Source organism: Streptomyces acidicola (genome assembly GCF_009377235.1).
GTDB classification, from domain to species: domain Bacteria; phylum Actinomycetota; class Actinomycetes; order Streptomycetales; family Streptomycetaceae; genus Streptomyces; species Streptomyces acidicola.
The window spans coordinates 1-4,822 of the sequence record NZ_VMNX01000404.1 but is presented as its reverse complement, the minus strand read 5'-3'; the positions used below and the strand labels follow the sequence as shown (position 1 = coordinate 4,822).

At 71.5% G+C, this 4,822-nt stretch carries 4 protein-coding genes and 1 pseudogene; 1 reads left to right on the top strand and 4 read right to left on the bottom strand.

The window, feature by feature from the left end:
• Window positions 1-27: 27 nt before the first annotated feature.
• The 3 genes from FPZ41_RS44805 to FPZ41_RS44795 form a co-directional block, all read right to left on the bottom strand.
• Complete coding sequence (locus tag FPZ41_RS44805) at window positions 28-831, bottom strand: enoyl-CoA hydratase/isomerase family protein (protein ID WP_152870474.1); 804 nt, start codon at window positions 829-831, stop codon at window positions 28-30.
• Window positions 832-971: 140 nt separating this feature from the next.
• Window positions 972-1,193, bottom strand: a complete 222-nt coding sequence (locus FPZ41_RS44800; RefSeq protein WP_181587323.1) for a helix-turn-helix domain-containing protein — start codon at window positions 1,191-1,193, stop codon at window positions 972-974.
• Between the two features lie 428 nt (window positions 1,194-1,621).
• Complete coding sequence (locus tag FPZ41_RS44795) at window positions 1,622-3,220, bottom strand: ABC-F family ATP-binding cassette domain-containing protein (protein ID WP_322621533.1); 1,599 nt, start codon at window positions 3,218-3,220, stop codon at window positions 1,622-1,624.
• A 183-nt stretch (window positions 3,221-3,403) separates the two neighbouring features.
• Between FPZ41_RS44795 and FPZ41_RS49260 the strand changes: the two are divergent.
• Window positions 3,404-3,496 (top strand): annotated as a pseudogene (locus FPZ41_RS49260) (VOC family protein); the annotation flags it as partial.
• Between the two features lie 4 nt (window positions 3,497-3,500).
• On the opposite strand, the gene FPZ41_RS44785 reads toward FPZ41_RS49260, so the two are convergent.
• A partial coding sequence (locus tag FPZ41_RS44785) for a hypothetical protein (RefSeq protein ID WP_228023437.1) occupies window positions 3,501-4,822 on the bottom strand: 1,322 nt, incomplete at its 5' end.

Here is a 4,822-nt window from a genome sequence, read left to right as displayed (position 1 = left end):
CCCCTGCCCCTGCCCCTGCCTCCCGGTCTACTCCCCGATGCCCGCCAGGTCCCGCAGCCGCCTCGTTTGCGCGGCGCGTTCGGCGGCGCGCTGGTCGTCGTACGTCCGCTCCTGCGCCCCCCGCAGCAGCGCCTTGGTCTCGATCACGGCGTCGCGTGGCGCGGCGAGCACCGCCGACGCCAGATCGCTGACGGCGTCGTCGAGCTGGCCGACGGGCACGGCGAGGTTGGCGAGGCCGGTCTGCACCGCTTCCTCCGCCTGCACGAAGCGCCCGGTCAGGCAGATTTCGAGCGCGCGACCGTACCCGACGAGGCTCACCAGGGGATGTGTGCCGGTCAGGTCGGGGACGAGTCCGAGGCTGGTCTCGCGCATGGCGAACTGCACGTCGTCCGCGACGACGCGCACATCACAGGCGAGCGCGAGCTGGAAGCCCGCACCGATGGCGTGTCCCTGCACGGCGGCGATGGACACGATGTCGCTGCGGCGCCACCAGGTGAACGCTTCCTGGTACGCGGCGATGGTCGCGTCGAGATCGGCGTCGTCACGGCGCGCGAGATCGACGAACGACGCCTCGCCCTCGATTCCCTCGGGCGTGAACATCTGCCGGTCGAGCCCCGCCGAGAACGACTTGCCCTCGGCGCGCAGCACGACCACCCGGGCGGAGCCCGGCAGCGTTCGCCCAACCTCGGCCAACGCCCGCCACAGAGCGGGACTCTGGGCGTTGCGCTTGGCCGGGTTGGTCAGTGTCACCGTGGCGAGCGCCTCATCGACAGTGAGACGCACGCCGTTCTTGTCGAGTACGGGAGCGAGGTCCTTGTCGAGCGAAGCCATGGGCGCCTCCGGTGCGTGCGGTCGGTCGGGACGCCGTACGTGGTCGCACGACGGCGTCCCCAAGTGACTGCACAGTAACCACCCGGCCGGTCGGTCGGCCGACCGGGTGGCCACCATCGAAGCCGATGGGCCGCCCGGCGTCAGACCGACGTGGACTTCTTGCCCCGCGTCGCCCCGCCGCGTCCTCGCAGCGTGACGCCCGACTCGCTGAGCATCCGGTGGACGAAGCCATACGAGCGGCCGGTTTCCTCGGCCAGCGCTCGGATGCTCGCACCGGAGTCGTACTTCTTCTTCAGGTCTGCCGCGAGCTTGTCGCGCGCGGCGCCGGTCACCCGGCTGCCCTTCTTCAGAGTCTCGGCCACCCGTGCCTCCTCATGGGAAGTGCGCTCTGGTCTCCTCATGATCACCCCTCCGGGGCGTGATGGCCACCCATTCGGCAAGGTCCGTGAGACAAGGTTGTGACGACGGGAGCACATCCCCACGAGTGGAATACGGAATTCCGCACAAGCGCGTCCGTACACCCGAACGGGTTGTTCCGTGAAGCGGCAGGTCAGCGACGCGCGACGGCCGAGCCCCCGGCTCGGGAGGGCTCGGCCGTGAAACGGTTGGAGTACACACCTCGGTACGAGGAGATCTCACACAGATGATGGATCACGCATCGGCCGAATGATCCATACGCAGTGGATCAGTCATTCGATCACGCGGAAATGACCGCGCGAATGGCCACGCGAATGACCGCGGGACTGACCGACGACTGACCGACGAGTGGCCGGAGGGTGGCCGGCCGGGGTCAGGCGAGGGCGACGAGATCGGCGTAGTCGGCGCCCCAGAGGTCCTCGATGCCGTCCGGCAGCAGGATGATCCGCTCCGGCTGCAGCGCCTCGACCGCGCCCTCGTCGTGGGTGACCAGGACGACCGCGCCCTTGTACGTGCGCAGGGCGCCGAGGATCTCCTCGCGGCTGGCCGGGTCGAGGTTGTTGGTCGGTTCGTCGAGGAGAAGGACGTTCGCGGAGGAGACGACCAGTGTCGCGAGCGCGAGGCGGGTCTTCTCACCGCCGGAGAGCACACCGGCGGGCTTGTCGACGTCGTCGCCGGAGAACAGGAACGAGCCGAGCACCTTGCGGACCTCGACGAGGTCCATGTCGGGTGCGGCCGAGCGCATGTTCTCCAGCACCGTGCGGTCCGGGTCGAGGGTTTCGTGCTCCTGCGCGTAGTAGCCGAGCTTCAGTCCGTGACCCTCGACGACCTGGCCGGTGTCGGGCTTCTCGACGCCGCCCAGGAGGCGGAGCAGGGTCGTCTTGCCCGCGCCGTTCAGGCCGAGGATGACCACGCGCGAGCCCTTGTCGATGGCCAGGTCGACGTCGGTGAAGATCTCCAGCGAGCCGTACGACTTGGACAGGCCCTCGGCGGTGAGCGGGGTCTTGCCGCAGGGCGCGGGCTCGGGGAAGCGCAGCTTGGCGACCTTGTCGGACTGGCGGACCGCCTCCAGACCGGCCAGCAGCTTGTCCGCGCGGCGGGCCATGTTCTGCGCGGCGACCGTCTTGGTGGCCTTGGCGCGCATCTTGTCGGCCTGCGCGTTCAGGGCGGAGGCCTTCTTCTCGGCGTTGGCCCGCTCGCGCTTGCGGCGCTTCTCGTCGGCCTCGCGCTGCTGCTGGTACAGCCTCCAGCCCATGTTGTAGATGTCGATCGCGGCGCGGTTGGCGTCCAGGTAGAACACCTTGTTGACGACCGTGTCGACCAGGTCCACGTCGTGGGAGATGACGATGAAGCCGCCGCGGTAGGTCTTCAGGTAGTCGCGCAGCCAGATGATCGAGTCGGCGTCGAGGTGGTTCGTCGGCTCGTCCAGCAGGAGGGTGTCCGCGTCGGAGAACAGGATGCGGGCCAGCTCGATACGGCGTCGCTGACCGCCGGAGAGCGTATGGAGCGGCTGGCCGAGCACCCGGTCGGGCAGGTTCAGCGCGGCGGCGATGGTGGCGGCCTCGGCCTCGGCGGCGTATCCGCCCTTGGTGAGGAACTCGGTCTCCTGGCGCTCGTACTGCTTGAGCGCCTTCTCGCGGGTGGAGCCCTTGCCGGCGGCGATGCGCTGTTCGTTGTCCCGCATCTTGCGGATCAGGACGTCCAGGCCGCGCGCGGACAGGACGCGGTCACGGGCGAGCACGTCCAGGTCGCCGGTGCGCGGGTCCTGCGGCAGATAGCCGACCTCGCCGGAACGGGTCACCGACCCCGCGGCGGGGATGCCCTCGCCCGCGAGGACCTTGGTCAGGGTCGTCTTGCCGGCGCCGTTGCGGCCGACCAGGCCGATGCGGTCGCCCTTGGCGATACGGAAGGAAGCGGACTCGATGAGGACGCGGGCACCGGCGCGCAGCTCGATACCAGAGGCGGAGATCACGGACAGACTCCAGGGCAGGGTCGTTGACGGCGGGGTGGGCGGCTGAGGGCGGTCACGCCGTCTAATGCGCGAGGAGAATGGCCATGCGGCCAATTCTAACGGGGGGCGGCAAGCGGTTTTCCGCCCTCCCCGTACGGGCTCGCGTGGTCTCGGTCACCGATGCCGGCGAGCCAGTGGATGCGGATGCCCCCGGCAGGCCAGGACCACGGGTCGTGGCACCACATGGCCCGGGACGCCGGGGGCAGGGTGTGGAGCTTCGGCACATACGCCCCGGGAGGGGTCAGCTCCCGCCGGTGTGGACCTGGAAGGCGGCGCGGCGTACGGCCTTGGCCAGGGCGGGGTCGGGGTGTGCGGCGGCGAGGGCGACCAGGACCTGCACGGTGCGGGGGTGTCCGACGGCCCGGATCTCCTGGAGGAGAGCGGGCACGGTGGCCTGGACCGCGGACTCCAAGTGCCGTACGAGGAGCGGGGCTTCGCCGTGGTCGGCGATGGCTGCGGCCGTGTCCACCCAGAGCCAGGTGGCCTCGTCGCGGGTGAGTACCTCGTGGGCCTCCTCGGGGTCGGCGCCGTCGTGCTCGGCGAGCCACAGCAGCGCGTAGGGCCGCAGCGGGGTCTCGTCGACCACGGCGTGCACGTCGGGCTCGGCGGGGGCTCCGACGACGCGGAGCGCCTCGAAGGCGAGGCCGCGCAGCAGGGCGTCCTCGCCGCGGGCGGCGTCGATGAGTTCGGTGACGGCGCTGCCGACGGGGCGGGCGGCGAGCCAGGCGCGGTACTCGTCGCGGGCGGCGTTCGGCCGGAGCTGGGCGCAGCCGCGGAGCATGCCCTCGGCGGACACCTCGATGTTCCCGGCGGGGCTCTGCGCGGCGACGCAGATCTGCTCCAGCTTCACCCAGACCGCCCAGCTGCCGAGCGGGGTGAGCGTGGCCTGACCGTCGCCGTAGGTGAGGGCGCCGACGGAGGCGAGAGCGTGCAGGGCCCAGTCGAGGAGCGGGGCGAGGGTGGTGTCGTCGGGGCTCGTCTCCGGCTCGTCGGTGTCCGCGGCGGGCTCAGGCTGGGGTCCGAACGGGATCTCGCAGCGTTCGGTGCGCAGCTCGGTGACCCGCTGCTGCAGGAGGTCGAGGAGCTGCTCGACCGGTACGGGACCGGCGGAGAGCTGGAGGAAGGAGAGGACCTGGGGCATCGCGGAGACGACCTCGGCGACGGCGGCGGGCTCGCGGTCCGCGGGTTCGGGGTGGGCGAGCGACCAGGCGTCGAAGAGGGCGACCCAGCCACGCAGGACGGCGCTGTCGTCCCGGTTCCAGGCACGCAGCCGCCAGCCGGGGCGGGCGGTGTCGCCGTGCACCTCGACGAGCCCGGCGAGGCGTGCCGTGTCCCAGTCGTGGCGGATCTGATCCGGGGTCAGCCCCAGCTCGGCGGCGGCCCGCTCCGCGGTCGCGGCGGAGAGGGTGCCCTTGCTGTCGGAGCTCGCGCCCTCACGGCCGGGGCGGAAGGCGGCGTCGGTCCAGCGGGCGACGCGGGCCGCGTCTTCCAGGCCGGCACGGGCCATGCGGGCGAGTTCCGCCCGTGGTGGGGTGCCCTCCGGGGGGCGGGGGGCCGGTCGGC

Bases quoted from the DNA above. Each gene is read 5' to 3' on its own strand.
- FPZ41_RS44805 (WP_152870474.1), bottom strand. From the start codon at position 831: ATGGCTTCGCTCGACAAGGACCTCGCTCCCGTACTCGACAAGAACGGC.